The organism is Agromyces sp. Y558, from assembly GCF_059445415.1.
Window position 1 is genome coordinate 20,637 of sequence record NZ_JCAIUH010000004.1, and the last position, 22,454, is coordinate 43,090.

Here is a 22,454-nt window from a genome sequence, read left to right on the forward strand (position 1 = left end):
CGGGGCGCGGGGCGAGCGCAGCTGCATCCGCCTAGGATGTGTGCCATGCCCGAGGATCCGGATGTCCAGAAGCGCGTACTCCGCGCGGAACTCCGCGAACGCCGGCAGAACATGCCTGCGCATGAGCGCGAGCTTGCGACCGAAGGCTTCACCGCTCGGCTCGAAGAGCTGATCGGATCGACCGAGGCCGAGTCCATTTCGTGCTACCTCTCGATGCCGACCGAGCCCGACACCCGACCGTTCGTGAACTGGGCTGAGGCCCGTGGCATCCGCGTGCTGTTCCCGGTGACGCGCGAAGACGGCCTGCTCGACTGGACGGTCGGTGAGGAGGAGACCGAGACGCCCGGCCTCTACGGCATGCCGGAGGCCGTCGGTGAACTGCTCGGCCCGATGGCGATCAACGACGTCGACCTCATCATCGTGCCGGCAGCGGCGATCGATGCGACCGGCATGCGGCTCGGCTGGGGTCGGGGCTATTTCGACAAAACCCTCGGATCAATGGGAAAATGTCCTCCGGTGTACGCCGTCGTCTTCGACAGCGAGTTCATCGAGACCGTGCCCCGCGAAGTGCACGACCAGCCCGTGAACGGCGTCGTGACGCCCACACGCATCATCGCGTTCTGACCGGCCCGGTGCCGGCGCGCGACCAGAAATCGGAAGAAGCTCCATGCCCACGTATTCCTACCGTTGCACCGAGTGCGACAACGCCTTCGACATCCACCAGGCGTTCACCGACGACACGTTGAGCGTCTGCGAGGTCTGCGGCGGCAAACTGCGCAAGCTCTTCAACACGATCGGCGTGACGTTCAATGGATCGGGCTTCTACAGCACCGATTCGCGGAGCGATGGATCCGGGTCGGGTTCGAAGGCCGGCTCCGGCGGATCGAGCGGCTCGTCGGAGTCCGGCTCGGGCTCCGGCTCGTCGGGGTCCGGTTCGGGCGGGTCCGGTTCGGGCGGCTCCGGCTCGTCGGGCTCCGGTGGCGGATCCTCCGCAAGCGGTTCCGGATCGTCATCATCGACGGGCGGCAACTCCTCCGCTAGCGTGGCCTGAAGGAGGCCACCCACGCGGCCTCGACTCCAGGAGGAACCATGCTCAAGGGTTTCAGGGATTTCATCACGCGAGGCAATGTCATCGACCTCGCCGTCGCGGTCGTCATCGGTGCCGCGTTCACCGCAGTCGTGAATGCGCTCGTCGACAGCCTCATCAATCCGCTCGTCGGACTCCTGTTCAACGCCGAGAGCCTCAATGACGCGATGATCGTCGCAGTCGGCGACGCGCAGCTCAAATTCGGCGCCGTCCTCGCCGCGATCATCACCTTCCTCGCGGTCGCACTCGTCGTCTATCTCGTCTTCGTACTCCCGATGAACACGTTCCGAGAGCGTCAGGCAGCGAAGGCAGCGGCCGGACAACCGACCGACGAGCCACTCACCGAGGCCGAGCTGCTGACGCAGATCCGCGACCTCCTCGCCGAGGCGCGGGGTGGCAGCGGAGCCCACCGCGACTGATCAGGTCTGCTTCCAGTGAGGCGGCCGGTCCCGCGTCAATCGTTCGTCATCGGATGACGCGGGGCCGGCCTTCTCCGTCTGGGTCGGCGCTGGTCCGTCAGGGCGGTCGACCGGCACCTCCGGCGACGGATCTGAGCCCGGTGCCGGCGTGAGCTTGGCACGGCGTGCCCGGCCCGCCGCACGTTCGACGCGCTGACGTGGTTCCTCGGTCATCGGTGCGCGGCTGCGGCATCCGTCGACTGCTCGGCCTCGGGCCGTCCGAGCAGTGACGCGACCCTCGAGGCGACCGCCTCGGGGTCGCCGAAGAGTTCGAAGCTGTGCACCCGCAGATAGTGCCAGCCGAGACGGCGCAACACGTCGGGGCGCAGCCGGAGCGACTCGCGAAGGCTGAGACCGGTGAGCGCGTCGTCGGTCTCGACGACGACGGCCTTGCCTGCGCTCGCGGCGGCGAGCGCCAGCCGGCCACGGTGACCGACGCTCACCCGGATACCGCGGCGCTCGAGTCTCGCCGCGAGATCGTGCAGCATCGATGGCGCGTCGCCGGTCTCGTCGGCTTCTGCCGCGCGCTCCTCGGTCTGCGTGAGTACGTTCGCGAGGGCGAGCACGCCGTGGCTCTGCCGGTCTTCGTCGATGTCGTCGGGGCGGAACGCCGAGACGAGGTCCATCGATCGCCTGGCGCGGGTCATGCCGACCGCGAGCAGGCGGTCTCCACCCGGTTCGCCGAGCGAGCCGAAGCTCGAGAGCAGGCGGCCGTGCGGTGTGCGACCGTAGCCGACCGAGAAGATCACCCGGTCACGGCTCTGCGCCACGGCCTGCTCCAGGGTGAGTACGGTGAACGGTTCCGCCCGATCTTTCAGGATGAAATCGGAGAGGTCGGTGCGCTTGGCGAACGCGGCGAGCACCGACTGGTGCACGCGGGCGGCATGCCTCGTGCTCGCTGTGATGACCATGAGCGATTCGCGCGGGCGCTTCACCGCATGCTCCATGACGAGCTCGACGACCTTCGCGACCTCGGAGTCGATCGACTCGACCGTGCCCGTCACCGAGTCGGGCAGGCCATTGCCCGAGACGTAGTGCAGAGCGAGGCTGCCGTGGCCGAGGAAGCTGCCGGCCCATGGCAACGACACGATGCGCCCCGCGTAGAAGCGGTTGTTGACGAGTTCGGCGAGGTCTGCGCCGCCCGCCCGGTAGCTGCGAGTGAGCGTGAGCGTGGGCAGCAGCTCGCCGAGGCGGGCGAGGGCGGAATCGGCGTGGAGGGCGTCGACGCCGTGCTCCGTCGCCGGCGCGCCCGACTGCTCGACGTCGTCGATACCGGTCTCGAAGACGGTCGGCGTCTGAGTCACGGGGTCGCCGAACGCGACGACCTGCTTCGCGCGGCGGATCGCACCGAGGTTCTCGGCGATGCTCGTAGCGCCGGCATCGACGAGGATGACCGTGTCGAATCCGATCGAGTCGTCGATCGCAGCAACGTCGTAGGGCGACGCGAGCCAGACGGGGGCCAGCGCGCGGAAGAGGTGCGGTGCGTCAGCCTGCAGGGCCTCGGGGCGTACACGATCGCCACGGAGCATCCGCTTCAATCGACCTGCCTCGTCGGGATGGTCGACGAGCGCGACCTTCCAGTTTTCGGCGAGCCGCCATGCGAGTTGCGGCCCGGCGGCGGAGGCATGGGCTTCGTCGACGAGCCGGAAATCGCTTTCGAGCCGGTCGAGCACCGTCGTGTTCGCACCGAGCAGGGCCTTCTCGCCGGCGAGCACCGATTCCAGCACCGACTGCCACCAGGCCAGGTCGAGCTCGGCCGCGACGGCCCGCTCGGGCACATGGCGCTTGGCGAGGTCGAGCAGCAGCGGGTCGAGACCCAGGTCGCGAAGGCGCCCGAGCACCGCAGTGCGTTCCTGCAGGTTGGTCAGAACTTCGGACTCGGCGGCGAGTCCGGCGAGCGTCGAGATCAGCTCGCGCACCGGTCGGGCGGCGAGCTGCCGCGGCGTGCCGACGATGCCGAGCGGGGCGTCGAGGGCTGCGAGATCGGTGGCGACGTGCTGGTAGGCGACGTGCACGTCGTCGATGCCGACCGGCACGCCGGGGATCGCCCCTGCCTCCGAGTAGCGCTGCCAGAGCGTGCGCTGTTGCTGGATGCCGCGGAGGGCGGAGTTCAGGTCGGTGACGTGCACGCCGGGGCGCACGTATTCGAGCGCGTGCCGGCGCAGACGCCGGCGATTCGCACCCGACATGCCTGGCGAGTCGCGCCGCGAGGACGTCGCGGCGATGAGTTCGCCGAGCGGACGGTCGAAGACGGCGGGCTGGAACCGGTCGAGCGTCTCGCGCACGTCGAGCAGCAGCCTGAGGAACACCCCGAGCTCGGCCACCGACTCGAACTCGCGCACGCGGGTCTGCGCGATGAGAGCGCGGCCGCGATCGAGCAGTCGCGGCAGGTCAGTCGCCGAGAGGCGCTTCGCGAGACCGTGCGCAGTGCTCGCCTCATCGGACGAGGTGAAGGAGGCGCCGTACCACGGCGAATCGCCTGGGCCGTAACGGAATTCGCCGAGCGCTGCCGCACGAGCGAGGTCGCGAGCGACTTCGTCACGGCCGTCGGCGATCGCGACGAGCGCGTGATGGTCGAGCCGCGCGGTGGTCGATGGCGACTCGGGCGCGAGCGCGAGACGCGCGAGCTCGCCGAGCGCTTCGAGCACTGAGACGTGCAGATCGGGGTCGCTGCGGGTGAGCGCCGTTCGATAGTCGAGGAGCACCTTCCGCAGGCGAACGAGTGCGTCGTCGACGTCGGCGACTCTCGGTCGCTCGGCCTTCTCGTTGCGCGAGATCGACTGGATGAGTTCGCGGCGAAGGCCGGCGGTCGTCACCGCGGCGCCGCCCAGCCCGACCTGGCCGAGCCGGTGGGCGATGCCGTCGAGGCTCGCTCGGCGCGCTCCGACGACGAGCACGCGCTTGTCTTTCGCGACGAGTGCACCGATCGCGTTCACGATCGTCTGAGTGCCGCCGGTGCCGGGCAGGGTCTTCACGACGACCGAGTTGCCGGCCTCGATCTCGGCGACGGCCTGCTCCTGTTCGGGGTCGGCGTCGAGCAGCAGGGTGTCGGTCGACGGTGGGCGGGCATCCTGCGACACCGCGCGCACTCGTTCACCCGTCGCTGCGACGACGATCGCGCGAGCAGCGGGGTTGCCGGCGATCGCATCGATGACGGGGTGGTCGAGTTTCGCGGCATCCGCTGCCATCGACGGCCCGACCTCGGCGAACGAGGACACGACGAGCCGCGGGGCCACGTGGAACCAGGGCAGGTGGCTCGTGAGGCCCCGAAGCCGGTCGATCACCGGCTGCGGCTTGAACACGCCGTTGGTGATGGCGAGGGCGACGAAGGCTTCGGCGTCGAGCGTGATCTGAAACTGCTCGCGAAGCTCGCGGGCGAGGGCGGGGTTCAGGAATGGCTGGCCCTTGAGCTTCAGCTCGAAGTCACGGCCGTAACGACGGACGGCGAGCGGCCGCAGCAGCACCGGGGCGAGGTACTCTTCACCGGCGTTGCGCCACGACGCGAGCCCGATGGCCAGATGCACCGACTCGATGCCGCGCACGGAGCGCAACTCGATACCCTTCTGGGTGATCTCGGCAGCGGCCAGTCGGGCGTTGCGGAGGGCCAGCTCGTCGCGGATCAGACTCGAGAGCAAGGTCGACTTGCCGGTGATGAACTGCGGCAGGCCCCCCGGATGCGTCGTCGAGAGCTCGATGCGAGTGCGCGGAGTGTCGATGAATCGGGCAAGCGGCGAGCGGCCGCCGACGCCGGCGAGCTCACTGTGCCAGCGATGCCACGCGGGCTCGGCGACATTGCCCGCGACGAGTTCGGGGTCGCCGAGGCTGAGGCCGTCAGGGCTGGTCAGGTCGTGTCGCATGGGATCCGGTGTGAGTTGTTCTGCGGCAGCATCGGTCTCGGAGTTGAGGATGTCCTCCTCGTCGTGATTTCGATCGAGCCGCCGCACACGGACACCATACGTGGTACCACGCGGAATCCATGGCAGCATCGCCGCAGCGCTGAGGACTGAGACCCCGGGTAACGTTGGATGGCACCCTCGCCGACCACTCCAGGAGCTCCGATGCGATCCGCCATTCCCCACGACGTGCACGCGATCGCCGACGCCGTCATCCTCGATGTGCGCGAGCCGCACGAGCTGACACAGGCCCGCATCGATGGCACGCTCGACATCCCGCTCGGCGAGCTCGTCGACCGAGTCGGCGAAGTGCCTCGTGACACGACCGTCTACGTGATCTGCCATGTGGGCGGGCGCAGCGCGCAAGCCGTGGCGTACCTCGAGTCGCAGGGCGTCGACGCTGTGAACGTCGAGGGCGGCATCGTGGCGTGGCACCGGGCGGGCCTGCCGGTCACCCTCGACACTCCGTCGGTCTAGTGCACAGAGCCCCCGCCGGTCGAGTAGCGCGAAGCGCGTATCGAGACCCGTCGGGTCGAGTAGCGCGAAGCGCGTATCGAGACCCCTCGCGAGGTCTCGATGCGACCCTGACGGAGGCTACTCGACCGCCGCGCAGGTCAGATCGACGCGAGTTCGAGTCCGTGCGCGGCGGCGACTCCCTCATTCGTCAGGCGGCCGGCCGTCGCGTTCAGCCCCTTGGCGAGCGCGGGGTCGGCGGCGAGGGCGGCCTCCCAGCCGAGGTCGGCGATCTTCAGCGTGTACGGCAGAGTCGCGTTCGTGAGCGCAGGCGTCGAAGTCGCGGGCACCGCACCGGGCATGTTGGCGACGCAGTAGTAGATCGCATCGTGCACGCGGAACGTCGGGTCGGCGTGCGTGGTCGGGCGCGAACCCTCGAAGCATCCGCCCTGGTCGATCGCGATATCGACGAGCACTGAGCCCGGCTTCATCGCGGCGACCATCTCGTCACTGACCACCTTCGGTGCCGCGGCGCCCGGCACGAGCACTGCGCCGACCACGAGGTCAGCGTCCCTCAGCTGGCGCGCGATCTCGTACGGCGACGACGCCAGCGTGTGGATGCGGTGGTCGTAGCGGGCGTCGATCTCGCGCAGCTTCGGCAGGGAGATGTCGAACACGGTGACGTCGGCGCCGAGGCCGAGTGCGGTCGCGGCTGCCTGCTCGCCAGCGACGCCCCCGCCGATGACGACGACCTTGGCGGGCGAGGTGCCAGGAACGCCCGCGAGGAGCACGCCGCGGCCGCCCCTCGAAGCGAGCAGCTCGGCGGCGCCGACCTGGGGCGCGAGGCGGCCCGCGACCTCACTCATGGGGGTGAGGAGCGGGAGCGACCGGTCGGCGAGCTGCACGGTCTCGTACGCGATCGCAGTGACGCCCGAGTCGAGGATCGCCCGAGTGAGCGGCAGGTCGGCCGCGAGGTGGAGGTAGGTGAAGAGCGTCAGGTCGTCGCGGAGGAAGCCGTACTCGGCGGCGATCGGCTCCTTGACCTTCAGCACGAGGTCGGCTGACCACGCCTCCGCGGCGGTCGCGACCATCGTGGCGCCCGCGGCGGCGTACTCGGCGTCGAGGCAACCGGCGCCCGTGCCGGCTCCGGCCTCGATCGCGACGTCGTGACCGCGCCCCGCGAGCGCGTGCACCCCGGCCGGCGTCATCGCGACGCGGAACTCGTTGTTCTTGATCTCTGCGGGCACGCCGATGCGCATGGGTTGCTCCGATAGCTGTGGGCCGAATGTCGTGATGGTGAGTGTCATCATTTTCGCTGGTTGTTCGACCGGCCGGAAGATCATCCGCACAGAATTCGGTAGAATCGATGCATCCGCTGCACTCATTCGAATCAAGGACGTCTCGATGCCCGATGCACCGCAGATCAGCGCACCCGGCGCCGAACCGACGCCGGTCGTGCTCGATGCTGTCGACCGTCAGATCATCGCCCGTTTGCACGAGAACGCCCGCACGCCGAACGTCGACCTCGCGCGCGCCGTCGGAATCTCCCCGTCGACCTGCCTCGCCCGGGTGCGGTCGCTGCGCGAGCGCGGGGTCATCGTGCGCTACACCGCCGAGATCGACCCCGCCGCGCTCGGCTACCATCTGCAGGCGCTCGTCAGCGTGCGCATCCGCCCTGGCGCCCGGCACCTCATGGAGCAGATCTCCGACGAGCTGCGCACCCAACCCGAGGTCGCGCAACTCTTCTTCCTCGGCGGGTCCGAAGACTTCCTCATTCACGTGCGCGTGCGTGACAGCGATCACGTGCGGCAGTTCGTGCTGAAGAACCTCTCGGCGAACCCGGCCGTCGCCCTCACCGAGACGAATCTCGTCTTCGAGCACCACACCGCGCTCTCCGCAGGGCTCCGCGCGGTGATCTGAGCCGCCCGCTCTCGCCAGCGGCGCATCCCCTGATCTGAGCCGCCCGCTCTCGCCAGCGGGCGCATCCGGTCATATCGTTGCCGCCCGGTGATCTGAGCCGCCCGCTCTCGCCAGCGGGCGCATCCGGTCATATCGTTGTCGGCATGGCGCCCAACGAGATCGTCGCTCCCATGCTCGCCAAGGCCGTGCCGACCGTGCCCGAGCCCGACTCCGTCGCCGGCGGTCTCGCCTACGAGCCGAAGTGGGACGGCTTTCGCGGCATCGTCGCATTCGACGGCGAGCACGTCGAGATCGGCAGCCGCGGGGCGAAGCCGCTCACGCGGTACTTTCCCGAACTCGTGGAGGCGTTCACGCGCCTACTGCCCGGGCCGTGCGTGCTCGACGGCGAGATCGTGGTCGCCACCGGGCCGACCGGCAGCGCGCGCCTCGATTGGGAGGCGCTCTCGCAGCGCATCCACCCCGCCGCGAGCCGGGTCGAGCTGCTCTCCCACGAGACGCCTGCGATGTTCGTGGCCTTCGACCTGATCGAGGAGGGCGGCGTCTCGCTCATCGACGAGCCGTTCTCCGCACGCCGGGCCGCGCTCGAGCGACTCGTCGGCGAACTCGGCGACCCGATCAGCTTGACCCGCATCACGAGCGATGTCGCGCTCGCCCGTCGCTGGTTCGAGGAGTTCGAGGGCGCCGGGCTCGACGGTGTCGTCGCCAAGCCGCTCGCGGCACCGTACTCCCCCGGCAAGCGCGTGATGTTGAAGGCGAAGCACCACCGTACCGCCGACGTGGTCGCCCTCGGCTACCGCATCCATGCGTCGGGCAACGGAGTCGGATCCATACTCCTCGGTCTGTATGACGACTCGGGGCAGTTGCGCAACGTCGGCGGAATGTCGGCGTTCAGCAACGCGCGACGGCTCGAGCTCATCGACGAACTCGAGCCCTACGTCGTCCGCGGCGACGACGGCGGCGCGGTCACCGGCGAGACCGAGCGCAGCCGCTTCTCCTCCGGCCGCGATGTCTCTTTCGTGCGCCTGCGCCCCGAACTCGTCGCCGAGGTGCGCTTCGATCAGCTCGAGGGCGAGCGCTTCCGGCACACCGCCCAGTTCGAGCGCTGGCGCCCCGATCGCGAGCCGCGCTCCTGCACGTTCGAGCAGATCGATCGCCCGGTCGCGTACGATCTCGGCGAAGTGCTCGGCTGAACCGTCTCGGGCTGAACCGTCTCGGACTGAATCGGTTCGGGCTCACACCTGCGCGGGTAGCACGCACCCCTCGAAGGGTCAATCCCTTTCGGTACGGACCGTACGCGCGTAGCTTCGATGATGTCGGCCCGGATGCCGTAGCCGACTCGAACGAGGAGTACACACCGATGAGCGATCCCGCCCCTTCCGTATCGCGCCCGGAGGACGAACTCGACCAGGCCGTCGACGCCGTCGAGCAGCACCAGCAGGCCGAAGAAGACGCCGACCCGAACGAGCAGGTCGTCGTCCGCGACCCCGAGACGGGCCGCACGAGCGAGAAGGCCGCCCAATGAGCTCGATCCTCGACGACCCTGCGCACGACGAGCGCGCCCGGCGCTCGCACGGGCTTCCGCCGATCGGGCTCTGGTGGCCGATGCTCGAACGCCCGCTGCAGATGGAAGTGCTCGAGAACCTCGATGCACCGCTCCGAGCTGTCGTGGTTCGCCGCATCTTCGAGCTCTGCGAGCTCGAGCCCGGCCGCACGCCCCACCTCGGCGTGCGGCTCGGCGAGAACGAGCGTGCGTACATCGCCGGCTGGATGCACGCGGCCGACTGGGACTGACACAGAACAACGGCGGGTCGGATGCCGCGCGGCGCCCGCCCGCGGCAGACTCGTGCCGTGAGCGCGGCAGCAGAGCACGAGCGAACGTATCCACGGGATTCCGTCGAGTTCGCGCGAACTTTCGCGTTCCTCGACGCCGTCTACGCCATCGCACTGACCCTGCTCGTCGTGAACATCGACCCGCCCGCGGCATCCGATTGGGAGAGCCTGACGACCTTGCTCGACAGCGGGCTCGGCTGGCAGCTCCTCGGTTTCGGAATCAGCTTCGCGGTGATCGCGGTGTTCTGGCGGGCGAATCATCGCATCGCCGCCGGCTTCGACGCGATCACCTCGGCCATCATCGTGGTGAGTCTCGTGGCGATCGCCTTCGTCGTGCTGATCCCCTTCTCGACGCAGGGCATCAGCGACTCGGAAACCGCCGACCAGCCGCTCGCGGTGTCGGTATACGCGCTGAACATCAGCGTGGCGGTACTGGCCCAGGCCGCGGTCTTCTTCGTGGCGCGTCACGATGGCGTCGTGAAGGATCCCCTCCCGCGCCGCGCCGACACCGTCAAGCTGCTCGACACCCTGACGACCCCGGCGGTGTTCCTCGCCTCCATTCCCATCGCGTACCTGTTCGGCGCCGATTGGGCGCGGTACACGTGGGCGCTCCTCATCGTCATCGGTCCCCTCACCGGGCGGTGGGCGGCGCGTCGCATCGCGCGCATCCGGGCCTCGGCGAGCGCGCATCCGTCAGTTCGAGACCGTTGAGGGGCGTGGGCGAACCGTGAGCGGCGGATGGTGTGCAGCGAGGCGCACGGCGGTCATCGTCGGCGTCGTCGTCGCATCGACCGGCATCGCAGGCTGCACGGCGAACCTGCCGTCGACGCCCCCCACCCATTCGACCGCGACCGGTAGCGCGTCGCCGGATGCGTCAGCGCAGTCGTTCGACCGGTCGCTCCACGACGAACTCCTTGCCATGCTCGAACGCGATCAACTGGATCGTACGGGCGGGTCGAGCGGCGAGAGCGATCAGCAGCGCACCGATCGGCTCAGGGAGATCGTCGACGAACACGGGTGGCCGACGATCGCGCTTGTCGGCACGGACGGCGAGGACGCCGCGTGGGCGATCGCGCAGCACTCGGACCTCGATCCTGAGTTCCAGCGCGAAGCACTCGAGCTGTTGCGCGCGGCGGTCGACATCGGCCAGGCATCTCCCGGCAACCTCGCCTACCTCGAAGACCGGGTAGCAGTCGCGAACGACCAGCCGCAGCGCTTCGGCACCCAGGTCGGTTGCGGACCCGACGGACCGGAGCCGGCCACACCGATCGAACCGCAGGCCGGGCTGGAGGAGCGGCGGGCCGAGGCCGGCCTCGAGCCCTATGCCGACTACCTCGCCGAGATGACGGCGATCTGTGCGGAGCCCATGGAGTAGCAGGTCGGGCAACGCGATGGCAGTCGCGGTACATCGGTGTCCGCGCAGGGTGCGACGATTGAAGGATGACCGTCGACACGTACCCGTTCGTGGAGGAGCTCGCGATCGCGAGATTCGTCGGTCCGCTGAACCTGAGCAGGGGGCGTACCGCCGAACGCGCCGGCGCCGTCGTCGCGCTCACCTGGGACCCCGCGCACTTCCGGCTGAGCGCCGACGTTCGCGGCACCGCGCCCGAGCCGTACCGCTCGAACGTGAAACTCGACCTCGGCATGCCGGGGCGTGCGACGATCCTCGCGGGCGCATGCACGTGCCCGGTCGGCCGCAACTGCAAGCACGTCGCCGCGACGCTGCTCGCTGCTGCCGAACACCACCGTCGTGCGCGATCCGAGGCCGCGGAGGCGGCGTCGCGCGATGCGGAGGGCGCGGCGGAAGACGGATGGCGCGGCGAGCTCGCGGCACTCGCGGGTGCAACCGGCGGGTCGGGCGAAATGGATGCCGCCGCTCCACGCCAGCCGCTGGCGCTGCAGTTCGAGCTGCGTGAGCGAGTCGCCCGTCGCGGCAGCGGTCGCCAGTCGGCTCGCGACGAGCCGGCGTCGTCTGCGGCATCCGTCGACCGTCTCGCGGTTCGCCCGGTCACGCGCGGTACGCGCGGTGGGTGGATCAAGGGAAACCTCACGTGGCAGAACGTCGGGTTCCAGGGCCACGCCGGCGGATTCGACCCGGCTCAGGCGAGATGGTTCGCCGAGTTCTCCCTACTCAAGGGCACGCGGCATTCCGCGTTCGCCGAGTTCGGGTCGGCGTGGATCTCGCTCGACGAGTACGAGAGTCACACTCTCTGGGCTTTGCTCGAGTCGGCGCCTCGCCTCGGCATCGAACTGGTCGGCACCACGGCGCGGGGCATCGTCAGTGTCGCGGGCGCCGCGGTGATCGGCCTCGATGCTCGTCGCGGCGAGCGCGAGCCCGCGCCTGCTGGCGGCCTCGATCTCGAGCCGGCATCCGCAGCCGGCCCGAAGCCCGAGCCCGATCTCGTGCTCACGCCCTCGGTCACCGTCGGCGAAGACGTGTACCCCACCGACCTGGTGCGACTCATCGGCGACCACGGCGTCTACGTGTACGACTTCGCCCGCGGCACGATCACACTCGCGCCGCTCGCCGCGCCGTTGACCCCTGCCGGGCGCGCGGCTGTGCGGCGACGGTCGCCGATCGTGGTTCCGTCGGCCGAGGTCACGGCGTTCGTCGAGGAGCAGTACGCGCCGCTCGCCCGTTCGATCAAGGTCGGCAGCGGCGACGGAAGCTTCGACCTGCCCGAGCTTCCGCCCGCGACGCTCGTCGTCACGATGCATCACGAGCCGCAGCACGTGGTACGACTCGAGTGGGAATGGGAAGCCGACGGCGGGCGGCGATTCGCCCTCGACGCGCCCGACGCCGAGTTCCACGACCCCGAACGAGAGCGGCTCGTCGCGGCATCCGCTGCCGCTGTGCTCGCCGACGACCCGGCCGGGCTGCCTTCGGTGACGCCCGGTGCAGAACCTGCCCTTCGTGCCGGAGCGGTGCTCCGCGGCCTCGCGAGCGCCGAGTTCACGGCGCGGCTGCTGCCGCGGCTGCAAGAACTCGAGCAGCTGCGCGTCGACGTCGTCGGCGACCCACCGGCCTATCGCGAACTGGTCGAGGCGCCGAAGCTCACGGTCACGACCGTCGAGAGCGAGCGCACCGATTGGTTCGACCTCGGTGTGGTCGTCACCGTCGAGGGCAAGCGGGTGCCGTTCGGGCCGCTGTTCAGTGCGCTCGCCAAGGGGCGGGCGAAGCTCATGCTGATCGACGGCACCTACCTCTCGCTGAAGCAGCCCGTGTTCGACCCGTTGCGAGAGCTCATCGAAGAGGCCGGGTCGCTGCGCGAATGGGATGTCGGGCTGCGCATCAGCCGCTACCAGACGAGCCTCTGGGCGGAGTTCGAAGACCTCGCCGACGAGTCGGAGACGGCCGTCGCCTGGCGTGAGACGGTCGCGGGGCTCCGCGCGGCCGACCGGGTGGAAGAGATCGCGCCGCCCGCTGGGCTCGCCATGGAACTCCGGCCCTACCAGCTCGCGGGCTACCGCTGGCTCGCGTTCCTCCACCAGCACGGGCTCGGCGGCATCCTCGCCGATGACATGGGCCTCGGCAAGACCGCGCAGACACTCGCACTGATCGCGCACGTGCAAGAGACGAGCGACGAGGCCGCCCGCCGGCCGTTCCTCGTCGTCGCTCCGACCTCCGTCGTCTCGAACTGGGAGATCGAAGCCGCGCGCTTCGTACCGGGCCTCCGAGTCGAGTCGGTCACAACGACGCAGGCGGCGAGCCGCACACGACTTGCGGATGTCGCGGCTCGCGCCGACATCGTGGTCACCAGTTACGCGATCCTGCGCCTCGACGCCCCCGAGTTCGCGGGCCTCGACTGGGCCGGCCTCGTGCTCGACGAGGCTCAGTTCGTGAAGAACCCGTCATCGAAGGCCAACGCGGCGGCCCGCGACATCCGTGCCCCCTTCAGGCTCGCAGTCACGGGCACGCCCGTCGAGAACAACCTCATGGAGCTGTGGGCGCTCCTGAAGATCGTCGCGCCCGGCCTGTTCCCCTCGGCTCCCGGGTTCGCGGAGCGGTTCGCCCGGCCGATCGAGAACGACCACAACGCCGAGCGGCTGGCGACGCTGCGCCGCCGCATCCGCCCGTTCATGCTGCGCCGCACGAAGGAGGTCGTCGCACCCGAGCTGCCGCCGAAGCAGGAACAGGTGCTGACGGTCTCGCTCGACGCCGAGCACCAGCGCATCTACGACGCGTTCCTGCAGCTCGAACGGCAGAAGCTGCTCGGACTCATCGAAGATCTCGACCGCAACCGGTTCACCGTGTTCCGGTCGCTGACGCTGCTGCGCATGCTGAGCCTGCACGCCGGGCTCATCGACCCCGAGCAGTACTCGGCCGTGCCCTCGGCGAAGCTCGACGCGCTGTTCGAGCAACTCGACGAGGTGGTCGCCGAGGGCCACCGCGCGCTCGTCTTCAGTCAGTTCACGTCATTCCTGCGACTGGCGGCTACACGGCTCGAAGCCGCGGGGGTGCCGTACGCCTATCTCGACGGGTCGACGACGCGGCGAGCCGACGTCATCGCGAAGTTCCGCGAAGGCGACGCGCCGGTCTTCCTGATCAGCCTGAAGGCGGGCGGGTTCGGCTTGAACCTCACCGAGGCCGACTACGTCTTCCTCCTCGACCCGTGGTGGAACCCCGCGAGCGAGGCGCAAGCCGTCGACCGGGCGCATCGCATCGGCCAATCGAAATCGGTCAACGTTTACCGCATGGTCGCCGAGGGCACCATCGAAGAGAAGGTCATGGCGCTGAAGGCGCGCAAGGCGAAGCTCGTCTCCTCACTCATGGACGATGGCGAACTCTTCAGCGAGACGCTCACGGCCGACGACATCCGGGGGCTGCTCGGCGGCTGACGCGCCGACGGTGCCGCCTCCCCGACCGGGCCTAGCCCGCTGGATCGCATCGGGCTATCGTGGAGCCAGGGGGACGAGGGGCCCGTTGCGGGTTCCGCGGAGGGGGCTGGGCCATGCATGTACCCGATGGATTCCTGGACATACCGGTGTCGATCGCGACCGGAGTCGTTGCGGCGGGGGCGATCGGAATCGCACTCACGCGGGCACGCAGGGAGATCGTCGACGACCGCAAGGCCCCGATGGTGGGCATCGTCGCGACCGTCGTCTTCGCAGCGCAGATGATCAACTTCCCGGTCGGCGCCGGCACGAGCGGACACCTCATGGGCGGGGCGCTCGCCGCCGTGCTCGTCGGCCCATGGACGGGAGTGCTCTGTCTCAGCGTCGTACTCATCGTGCAGGCATTCCTCTTCGCCGATGGCGGCATCACGGCGCTCGGCACGAACATCACGCTCATGGGAGTGGTGACCGTGGCCGTCGGCTGGGGGGTGTTCCGCCTCATGATGCTGGTGCTGCCCGGCCGGCGATGGTCGGTCGCCGTCGCCGCGGGTCTCGGCGCCCTCGTCTCGGTTCCCGCGGCCGCTGCGGTGTTCGTCGGCCTGTTCGCGATCGGCGGCAACGTCGACGTGCCGCTCGGCGCCGTGTTCGGGGCGATGGTGGGTTGGCACACCATCATCGGGTTGGGCGAAGCCGTGATCACGACGCTCATCGTCTCGGCTGTTCTGGCCACTCGCCCCGACCTCGTCTATGGTGCCCGATTCGCGCGTGCTGACGGTCGACCACTCGATCGGGTCACCTCTCCGAAGGGGGCGCCCGTATGAGCGGGCGCCGCATCTCCACTCGAGCGTTCACGATCGGCGCGGTCGCATTCGCCGTGCTGCTGGCATGCATCGTGAGCCTGTGGGCCTCGAGCCACCCCGACGGCCTCGAGTTCGTCGCCGAGTCGAACGGATTCCTCGGCGCCGCCGAGGACAGCGCCACCGCCGGCAGCGCGCTCGCCGACTACGGCGTCGCGGGCATCACCAACCCCTGGCTGTCGGTCGCGATCGCGGGCGCGGTCGGCTGCGCGATCACCTTCGCCCTGGCTTGGCTGATCGGGCGGGCGTCGAAGCGACGTGCCGACTGACGTGCCCACTCCCACCGGCGTGGAATGGGGCTATCTGAACGGCAGCTCCCCGCTCCACCGAGCGACCGCACGCAGCAAGGTGCTCGCACTCATCGGCTTCGCCCTCATCGTGGTGGCGACCCCACGCGAGTGGTTCGCCGCGTTCGCCGTCTACGCCGGGGTGCTCACCGCGCTCGCCATCAGGGCACGGATCCCAGCCGGGTTCATCGCGCGGAAGCTCGTGTTCGAGGTGCCATTCGTGGTGTTCGCGCTGCTGATGCCGTTCATCGCGACCGGGCCGCGTGTCGAGGTGCTCGGCCTGTCACTCTCGATCGGGGGGCTCTGGGGGGCATGGGCGCTGCTCGTGAAGGCCACCCTGGCGCTCCTCGCCTCCACCGTGCTGATCGCGACGACACCGCCGCGCAAGGTGATCCAGGCGTTCGAGCAACTGCGCCTTCCCCGTGCGCTGACCTCGATCATGGGGTTCATGCTGCGCTACCTCGACCTCATCATCGAAGAAGGGCGGCGCATGCGCACCGCACGGCTCTCGCGCGGCTTCGAGGCGACCGGCCCGGGGTCGTGGAAGGTCATCGCGCGCGGCGTCGGCAGCGGTTTCGTGCGGGCGCACGGCCGGGGCGAACGCGTGCACCTCGCGATGCTCGCCCGCGGCGGGGAGGGCGAGGCGTGAGTGCGATCTCGGTTCGCGGCCTCAGCTTCGCCTACCCCGACGGCACCGAGGTGCTGCGCGGCGTCGACCTCGAGGTCGAACCGCACGAACGCGTCGCCGTGCTCGGCCCGAACGGGGCGGGTAAGACGACCCTCATGCTGCACCTGAACGGCATCCACGCTGCACAGTCGGGTTCCGTCTCGATCGGCGGCCTCACGATCGACCGCACCACGGTGCGCGAGGTGCGCCGGCGCGTCGGTCTCGTATTCCAGGATCCGGACGACCAGCTCTTCATGCCGTCCATCGGCGATGACGTCGCCTTCGGCCCGGCGAACTACGGCGTCACCGGCCCCGATCTCGAGATGCGGGTCGCCGCTGCGCTCGAGCGGGTGGGCCTCGCCGATCTCGCCGAGCGGGCACCGCAGCACCTGTCGCTCGGCCAACGCCGGCGAGCCGCGATCGCCACGATCCTGTCGATGGACGTCGACGTCGTCGTGCTCGACGAGCCCACGTCGAACCTCGACCCCACGGCGCGGCGCGAACTGTCGACCGCGCTCGACGCGCTCTCGTCGACGATCCTCGTGGTAACGCACGATCTGCCCTACGCCCTCGAGCTGTGCCCCCGCGCCGTGATCCTCGACGGCGGCAGGATCATCGCGGACGGACCGACGAGAGAGATCATGGCCGATGCCGCGAGCATGGCCGCGCATGGCCTCGAGCTGCCGTACGGCTTCGACCCGACGGTCGCGCCGCCGCGGGCCTGACCCGTCGCTCTCTTGGGCGGATTCGCGTACGCGAACTGGGCGGCACCCAAGTGGCGCGCGACGAAGGCCCGCAAGGCGAAGCTCGACTCCTCACTCATGGACGACGGCGAACTCTTCAGCGAGGCGCTCACGGCCGACGACATCCGGGGGCAGCTCGGCGGGTGAGCCGCATCGAGCAGATCTGAAGAAGCGGCCGCGAAGGCGGGCGAATAGCGTCACTGGCATGAACACACTCAAGACTCAGACGCTCATCGATTCGGTCACGCTCGAAGTCGCCGACGTCCCCGCCGCCGAGCGCATTCTCGCCGCCTTCGGACTCGGTACTCACGTACGCGTTCGCGCCTCGGATGCCCCGAGCACCGGGTTCCGCGGATTCACGCTGTCACTCATCGTGGCGCAGCCCTCCACCGTCACCAGCCTCTTCGAAGCAGCACTCGCCGCCGGCGCCACGACGCTGAAGCCCGTCGAGAAGTCCATGTGGGGCTACGGCGGCAGTCTCCAAGCCCCCGACGGAACGATCTGGAAGGTCGCGACGTCGGCGAAGAAGGACACCGGCCCGGCGACCCGGCAGATCGACCAGATCGCGCTGCTGCTGGCGGCCGAAGACGTGGCCGCGAGCAAGCGGTTCTACGTCGATCACGGGTTCACCGTCGGCAAGAGCTTCGGCAGCTACGTCGAGTTCGCCTCACCGGCCAGCGCCATCAAGCTGGGGCTCTACAAGCGCCGCGCCCTCGCCAAGGACGCCGGCGTCTCCCCCGACGGCACCGGCTCGCACCAGATCGCGATCGGCAGCGACGCCGGTCCGTTCACCGACCCCGACGGCTTCGTCTGGGAGGTCGCCTCGGTGTGAGCCGGCACTGCCAGCGTAAGAGAAACGTTGCAGGTTGGAACGTCGAACATTCAGTGCTCGTGGCTGGACAAGGTCAGTCCGGCTTCACGTTGACGGAGGTCGGCGCGCTTCGAGGTCGCACAGGACGCTAGCCTTCTGAGGCTCGCCCTCGGGATTCGTGAGCCGCGATCGCCAACTGCACACGGTTGTCGAGTGCGAGCTTCGCGAGCGAACTCGAGATGTGCGTCTTGACGCTGCCCATCGAGAGAAAGAGTCGCTGGGCGACCTCGGCATTGCTGAGACCGTCGGCGACGGCGAGCGCGACCTCGCGCTCGCGGGCAGTGAGCGGATCGAGTGGATCGATGGTGTCTGCACTCACGCTCGCGACATGATCGATAAGCTGCCGCAGCACTCCGGGGGAGACAGTCGCTTCCCCGATCGCCGCCGCGCGGATGGCTGTCACGATGTGTTCGGGAGCGGTGTGTTTCAACAGGAACCCGGATGCTCCGTGGCGCAGGGCCTCAAGCACGACACTGTCGGTGTTGAAAGTCGTCAACATGATGATCGCGGGCTGCTCTCCCGGTCGCGAGCGGAGCTCTCGCAGGGCTGTGACACCATCCATTCGCGCCATTCGCACATCGAGAAGCACGACATCCGGGTCATACAGTGTCACCGCATCGCAGAGCTCGTCGCCATCCGAGGCCGAACCGACGACCTCGAGGGCGGGCGCGCCTCCGAGCAACAGTCGCAGGCCCGTGATGACGAGAGGATCGTCGTCGACGAGAAGTATCCGGATCGTCATCGTGGCACCGCCGGAAGGGTAGCGACGAGAGTGAAGCTGCCATCGGCCACTCCGGTCTCGAACGCGCCTCCGTCGATACGCACCCGTTCGTCGAGACCGACGAGCCCATTCCCGTGGGTCGCGACTTCGGTGCTCGTCGTGCCAGGCGGCAGAGGATTGGCCACGGTGACGATGACTGCATCGTCACGCTGCTCCACGCGAACAGACACTACCGCCAAGGTGGAGTGCTTGCGGGCGTTCGTCAACGCCTCCTGCACGACACGGAAGACCGTGCGCTCGGTGCTCTCCCGCACCTGACCGAGTTCGACGTCGCTCACGAATTCGACACGCTGTCCCGCCTCGTGAGCGTCCTGGATGAGTCCAGGCAGATCAGAGAGCCGGGGCTGCGGCATGCCAGTGCCGAAGGCATCATCGCTGCGCAGGAGCCCGAGAAGCTCGCGGAGATCCTCAACAGCCTCACTCGCGTTGTGACGGATGACCCCGGTCGCCTCCCGGATCTCCTCGGGAGTCAGCGGTGTCGGCGAAGTGGCGCGGTATTCCAACGCCCCCGCGTGAACCGAGAGCAGTGACATCCGGTGCGCGAGAACATCGTGCATCTCTCTGGCGATGCGATCGCGTTCGTCGCGACGAGTTCGCGCGAGCTCGTCCTCGTAACGCTGCCGATCGCGCACCCCTGCCTCCCGAAGGTTCACGATCAGCTGCCGACGGGCTCGTCCCAGTAAACCGATACAGAGGCTCAGCGAGTAGATGAGCGGGATGACGACGACCCACACCTCGCCCGGCAGCCCGGGCATCGGAGCAACAGCGTGGTAAGGGAGCGCGGTGACGATGTGCACGATCGTGATGGCCACGGCGAGCCAAAGCCTGCCCAGCAGCCCCATGCGGTACACGGAAACCAACACTGGAACCGCGGAAGTGATCGCCAGTGCCCCTGGAACGATCATGATCGCCCCGATGGTGAGTGGGTAGCGCCTCGTCCACCAGATCAGGACGCACGCGATCATCCCCATTACCCAGTCGAACGGCCACCACGAGTCGGAGATCTGGGGGTTGGTCATGGGCCGTCCGCTGAGGTACCAGTTGACCAGAGCGATACCAAAGAAGACACTATCTGTGACCCATTCGCCGGCCGTGCGATGGGCCGCCGGCGACAGTGCGCGAGCGAACGATCGCAGCAAGCGGCGCGCGCTTATGGCGTTGGGCATGATCCGATTCTAGGAACCGCCGTCGATTCTGCGCCGGGCGCTGCACACGAATGGCCATTCGGTCGCGATCGTAGCCAGATGGCTGATCCGCCGGGTGCGTCACCGATCCACGATGGAATCATGGATGCGACAACCACACCCCCGGGGACGCCAGCGCTCGAGTTCCGAAGACTACGGCGGGAGTTCGGTGACAAACTCGCCGTGAGCGATTTCGACCTGAGCGTGCCAGCCGGGTCGTTCTTTGGCATGGTCGGACCGAACGGCGCGGGCAAGACCACCGCGCTCTCGATGGCGGTGGGCCTGCTCAGGCCGTCGGCCGGGCAGGCCTTCGTGAGTGGAGTGGATGTCTGGGCAGATCCGGTCGAAGCGAAGCGGCGACTCGGGGTACTTCCGGATGGCCTCGCCCTACCGGAGCGGCTTACGGGTGGGGAACTGCTCACCTACTGGGGGCGGTTCAGGGGCATCCCGAAAGACATCGTCGCTTCTCGCACCGAGGAGCTGCTGCGCATCCTCGAACTTCAGGAGGCCGAACAGCTCGGCACCCTCGTCGGTGAGTACTCGACCGGCATGCGCAAGAAGATCGGGCTCGCGACGGCTCTTCTGCACACGCCCAAGGTGCTCGTGCTCGACGAGCCCTACGAGGCCGTCGACCCGATCAGCGCGCGAGTGCTGACCCGTATCCTGCGGCGGTTTACGGCGACCGGGGGCTCGGTGATCATCTCGAGTCACGTTATGGCTCTCGTCGAACAGCTCTGTGACCGTGTGGCGATCGTTGCGCGCGGCCGGGTCGTCGCGAACGGCACCCTGGACGAGGTGCGCGCAGGTTCGACGCTCGAGGATCGCTTTATCGAACTCGTCGGGGCATCCGACTTCGAAGAGGAGGAGCTGTCATGGATCGGGGGATGATTTCACTCAAGTTCGCGATGCTGCGCAACTCCTCGGCGGGACTGCGCAAGGCAGGGTGGGTGATCGGTGCTCTGTTCGTCATCGGAACCTGGGAGGTTGCCGTCTTCGCGGCAAACGACGAGGCGCGCCACTCCGCGCTGACCCTCACCCTGTTGATCTGGGCGGTCGGAGGCATGTTTGGCCCCGTCATGATGAGTGGTGCAGGAGTACTGAGACCGGACTACTTCTCGCTGCTCCCGATCTCGCGCGCGACTCTTGGCAGGTCATTGCTTGTCACCGTGTTCGTCGGAGTCGCGTCGGCATACGTTCTCCTGGCGATGCTCTCGCCTGCCTGGCATGCTTGGCAGCTCGCTCCCGCCACCATTCCGCTGGCGATTGTCGGAGGCATCCTGACCTGGATCTTCGTCATCACCCTGTCGCGGCTGACCTACGGGCTTCTGGGAGCCGCCATGCAGTCGAAGCTGGGGATTGAGATCGCCGGAGTGCAGTTCGGGGTGATGTTCGCTGGAATGTTTGCGGGCTGGATCGTTGTCGCTGCGGCCATCCAGACGGTCCCGCAGCTCCTCACGAGCGGCCTCCCGGACGGTCCGATCACGGCAGTCATCGACGCGGTTCCCACCTCCTGGGGGGTTCTCGCGATCGAGTCCGCCGCGGACGGGAACCTCGTGCAAGCCCTCATTCTGCTCGGTGCATTGCTGCTGGTGGATGCCGTGATGATCGTCGCGACGATTGCGCTGCTCGTTCCGCGATCGCAGCGCACAGCTCGACGACGCGGTCGAGCGCGATCGACACGGCTCGTCGGCGGCGGTGGGCTTCTGCCCGCGACCCCGACCGGAGCGGTGGTCATGAAGGAGATCCGCCAGTGGCGTCGGGACCCGTGGCGCGCGCTCGAGTCGAGCACGGGGCTCTGGACCGGGGCCATGATCGGGCTGTTCTCGCTCGTGGGTGGCTACACGGCACCCGCGGCACCGTTCGCCGGTGTCATCGTGGCCGTCATGCTCGGTGTAGCGGGCTGCAATCTCTACGGTCAGGATGGAACGGCCGTCTGGCAGAACATCGTCGGCGAGAGTCGCGGCTCCGTGCGAGCGGATGTTCGGGGGCGCCAATGGGCCATGGCACTCATCTTTCTTCCCCGCGCTCTTATCGTCTCGGTGATATTCATCGCGATCAGCCAGGCGTGGTGGGCTATCCCCTTCGTGATCGCGTCGATTCCCGTCGCGATCGGAGCCGGCACGGGTGCCGCAGTGCTGACCTCCGCGATCGGGGTCTCGCCCGGTGTCGATCCTCGTCGCAGGAGCGGACCGAACGATGCGAACGGCAACATTGCTGTGCACTTCTGGGTGGTTCTCACCGCCATGGCTATCGTCATGGTCCCGACAGTTGGCGCGATTATCTGGGCCGCCGGAAGCGGGTCGATGGCAATCGCGGTGGTCGCCGCCGTCATCGGTATCGCCAACGGCTTCTTCGCGGCCTGGCTGCTCGGGCGGATCGCCATCGGCTTTCTGTCCACCCGCATGGTCGACGTGTTCAGCCGCATCCGGTATGGCCGCATCTTCCGGGATGCCGGGTCCGGCGTGCTGGGCTGGATCGAGTCGAGCACCCTCAAGGGGGAGCAGGAAATGCTCGCCGCCAAGCAGAAGGAACGGGACCGCAAGATCGCGAAGGCGAGCGCGTAGTAAGTGCAGCACGAACGTCGAAC

Annotated in this window: 23 protein-coding genes; 19 read left to right on the forward strand and 4 right to left on the reverse strand. The window is 68.5% G+C overall.

Annotation, left to right across the window (positions count from 1 at the left end; all coding sequences use genetic code 11):
- Positions 1-45: 45 nt before the first annotated feature.
- The 3 genes from AC1C2T_RS17585 to mscL are packed head-to-tail and all read left to right on the forward strand — an operon-like array spanning position 46 to position 1,506.
- Complete coding sequence (locus AC1C2T_RS17585; protein ID WP_495362783.1) at positions 46-624, forward strand: 5-formyltetrahydrofolate cyclo-ligase; 579 nt, start codon at positions 46-48, stop codon at positions 622-624.
- A 43-nt stretch (positions 625-667) separates the two neighbouring features.
- The gene (locus tag AC1C2T_RS17590) at positions 668-1,051 is read left to right on the forward strand and encodes an FmdB family zinc ribbon protein (RefSeq protein ID WP_495386146.1); all 384 of its coding nucleotides are present in this window, start codon (positions 668-670) and stop codon (positions 1,049-1,051) included.
- A 38-nt stretch (positions 1,052-1,089) separates the two neighbouring features.
- Entirely contained in the window at positions 1,090-1,506 is a 417-nt protein-coding gene (gene mscL, locus AC1C2T_RS17595; protein ID WP_495362785.1) for a large conductance mechanosensitive channel protein MscL, read from the forward strand.
- A 209-nt stretch (positions 1,507-1,715) separates the two neighbouring features.
- Here the strand turns inward: mscL and AC1C2T_RS17600 are convergent, their stop codons facing one another.
- Positions 1,716-5,489 carry an AAA family ATPase gene (locus AC1C2T_RS17600; protein WP_495386147.1) on the reverse strand — a complete coding sequence of 1,258 codons (3,774 nt, stop codon included), beginning with the start codon at positions 5,487-5,489 and terminating at the stop codon, positions 1,716-1,718.
- A gap of 114 nt (positions 5,490-5,603) precedes the next feature.
- Between AC1C2T_RS17600 and AC1C2T_RS17605 the strand changes: the two genes are divergently transcribed.
- The gene (locus tag AC1C2T_RS17605) at positions 5,604-5,915 is read left to right on the forward strand and encodes a rhodanese-like domain-containing protein (RefSeq protein ID WP_495386148.1); all 312 of its coding nucleotides are present in this window, start codon (positions 5,604-5,606) and stop codon (positions 5,913-5,915) included.
- Positions 5,916-6,052: 137 nt separating this feature from the next.
- Here the strand turns inward: AC1C2T_RS17605 and ald are convergent, their stop codons facing one another.
- Positions 6,053-7,150 carry an alanine dehydrogenase gene (gene ald, locus AC1C2T_RS17610; RefSeq protein ID WP_495362788.1) on the reverse strand — a complete coding sequence of 366 codons (1,098 nt, stop codon included), beginning with the start codon at positions 7,148-7,150 and terminating at the stop codon, positions 6,053-6,055.
- 145 nt (positions 7,151-7,295) lie between these two features.
- Between ald and AC1C2T_RS17615 the strand changes: the two genes are divergently transcribed.
- The 13 genes from AC1C2T_RS17615 to AC1C2T_RS17675 all read left to right on the forward strand — a co-directional run bounded on the left by AC1C2T_RS17615 (position 7,296) and on the right by AC1C2T_RS17675 (position 17,863).
- Positions 7,296-7,811: an Lrp/AsnC family transcriptional regulator gene (locus tag AC1C2T_RS17615; protein WP_495353133.1), complete on the forward strand. Its 516-nt coding sequence runs from the start codon at positions 7,296-7,298 to the stop codon at positions 7,809-7,811.
- Positions 7,812-7,954: 143 nt separating this feature from the next.
- On the forward strand, positions 7,955-9,001 hold the full coding sequence (locus AC1C2T_RS17620) for an ATP-dependent DNA ligase (protein WP_495362789.1): 1,047 nt from the start codon (positions 7,955-7,957) through the stop codon (positions 8,999-9,001).
- Positions 9,002-9,168: 167 nt separating this feature from the next.
- Positions 9,169-9,333, forward strand: coding sequence for a hypothetical protein (locus AC1C2T_RS17625; RefSeq protein WP_495362790.1), 165 nt, complete (start codon positions 9,169-9,171; stop codon positions 9,331-9,333).
- Entirely contained in the window at positions 9,330-9,602 is a 273-nt protein-coding gene (locus AC1C2T_RS17630; protein WP_495362791.1) for a hypothetical protein, read from the forward strand. Before AC1C2T_RS17625 ends, AC1C2T_RS17630 begins: the two co-directional genes overlap by 4 nt.
- 57 nt (positions 9,603-9,659) lie before the next feature.
- Positions 9,660-10,352 (forward strand): TMEM175 family protein, encoded by a 693-nt coding sequence (locus AC1C2T_RS17635; protein WP_495386149.1) that lies wholly within the window; start codon positions 9,660-9,662, stop codon positions 10,350-10,352.
- A 16-nt stretch (positions 10,353-10,368) separates the two neighbouring features.
- Positions 10,369-11,016 carry a DUF6624 domain-containing protein gene (locus tag AC1C2T_RS17640; RefSeq protein ID WP_495386150.1) on the forward strand — a complete coding sequence of 216 codons (648 nt, stop codon included), beginning with the start codon at positions 10,369-10,371 and terminating at the stop codon, positions 11,014-11,016.
- 65 nt (positions 11,017-11,081) lie between these two features.
- A complete protein-coding gene (locus tag AC1C2T_RS17645) occupies positions 11,082-14,480 on the forward strand; it encodes a DEAD/DEAH box helicase (protein WP_495386151.1) in 3,399 nt (1,132 codons plus the stop codon).
- Between the two features lie 113 nt (positions 14,481-14,593).
- Positions 14,594-15,298, forward strand: a complete 705-nt coding sequence (locus AC1C2T_RS17650) for an energy-coupling factor ABC transporter permease (protein ID WP_495386152.1) — start codon at positions 14,594-14,596, stop codon at positions 15,296-15,298.
- The gene (locus tag AC1C2T_RS17655) at positions 15,295-15,603 is read left to right on the forward strand and encodes a PDGLE domain-containing protein (RefSeq protein WP_495386153.1); all 309 of its coding nucleotides are present in this window, start codon (positions 15,295-15,297) and stop codon (positions 15,601-15,603) included. Before AC1C2T_RS17650 ends, AC1C2T_RS17655 begins: the two co-directional genes overlap by 4 nt.
- Before the next feature lies 1 nt (position 15,604).
- Entirely contained in the window at positions 15,605-16,270 is a 666-nt protein-coding gene (gene cbiQ, locus AC1C2T_RS17660; RefSeq protein WP_495386154.1) for a cobalt ECF transporter T component CbiQ, read from the forward strand.
- Positions 16,267-17,013, forward strand: a complete 747-nt coding sequence (locus tag AC1C2T_RS17665; RefSeq protein ID WP_495386155.1) for an energy-coupling factor ABC transporter ATP-binding protein — start codon at positions 16,267-16,269, stop codon at positions 17,011-17,013. Before cbiQ ends, AC1C2T_RS17665 begins: the two co-directional genes overlap by 4 nt.
- Before the next feature lie 12 nt (positions 17,014-17,025).
- The gene (locus tag AC1C2T_RS17670; protein ID WP_495386156.1) at positions 17,026-17,178 is read left to right on the forward strand and encodes a hypothetical protein; all 153 of its coding nucleotides are present in this window, start codon (positions 17,026-17,028) and stop codon (positions 17,176-17,178) included.
- Between the two features lie 58 nt (positions 17,179-17,236).
- Entirely contained in the window at positions 17,237-17,863 is a 627-nt protein-coding gene (locus AC1C2T_RS17675) for a VOC family protein (RefSeq protein ID WP_495386157.1), read from the forward strand.
- Positions 17,864-17,990: 127 nt separating this feature from the next.
- Here AC1C2T_RS17675 and AC1C2T_RS17680 read toward each other — a convergent pair whose 3' ends face one another.
- Positions 17,991-18,644: a response regulator gene (locus AC1C2T_RS17680; RefSeq protein WP_495386158.1), complete on the reverse strand. Its 654-nt coding sequence runs from the start codon at positions 18,642-18,644 to the stop codon at positions 17,991-17,993.
- Positions 18,641-19,849 carry a sensor histidine kinase gene (locus AC1C2T_RS17685; RefSeq protein ID WP_495386159.1) on the reverse strand — a complete coding sequence of 403 codons (1,209 nt, stop codon included), beginning with the start codon at positions 19,847-19,849 and terminating at the stop codon, positions 18,641-18,643. Before AC1C2T_RS17685 ends, AC1C2T_RS17680 begins: the two co-directional genes overlap by 4 nt.
- A 120-nt stretch (positions 19,850-19,969) precedes the next feature.
- Here AC1C2T_RS17685 and AC1C2T_RS17690 point away from each other — a divergent pair, with 120 nt between their 5' ends.
- On the forward strand, positions 19,970-20,755 hold the full coding sequence (locus AC1C2T_RS17690) for an ABC transporter ATP-binding protein (protein ID WP_495386160.1): 786 nt from the start codon (positions 19,970-19,972) through the stop codon (positions 20,753-20,755).
- On the forward strand, positions 20,752-22,431 hold the full coding sequence (locus tag AC1C2T_RS17695; protein WP_495386161.1) for a hypothetical protein: 1,680 nt from the start codon (positions 20,752-20,754) through the stop codon (positions 22,429-22,431). Before AC1C2T_RS17690 ends, AC1C2T_RS17695 begins: the two co-directional genes overlap by 4 nt.
- Positions 22,432-22,454 lie beyond the last annotated feature (23 nt).